This window comes from Domibacillus sp. 8LH (genome assembly GCF_038806185.1).
Taxonomy (GTDB): Bacteria; Bacillota; Bacilli; order Bacillales; family Domibacillaceae; genus Domibacillus; species Domibacillus indicus_A.
On record NZ_JAVJNG010000208.1, the window covers coordinates 1 to 258 of the forward strand.

The 258-nt window shown below is 47.3% G+C and carries 1 protein-coding gene; it reads right to left on the bottom strand.

The window, feature by feature from the left end:
- Positions 1-258: amidase domain-containing protein (locus RG959_RS24460; protein ID WP_342799332.1), on the bottom strand; the 258-nt coding region annotated here is incomplete at both ends.

Here is a 258-nt window from a genome sequence, read left to right on the forward strand (position 1 = left end):
GGCCATCCGTCGATCCACTTAAATACCATCTCATTGAATGAGCCACGGCCCAACTAAAACTCCAGCTATCCTGGTTATACCACCAGCCTCGTTCTCTGACTGGTGCTCCTCGCATGGGAGCTCCACCAGCTAACAGGCACTGTGATATATAATTTGTGCAATCCACTTCAAATTTACGAAAGTTGGGATTATAACTATTCCACCAACGCTCAGCGTATTGAACCGCCGCCAGTCGATCATAGGTAAAACGCATTCGTT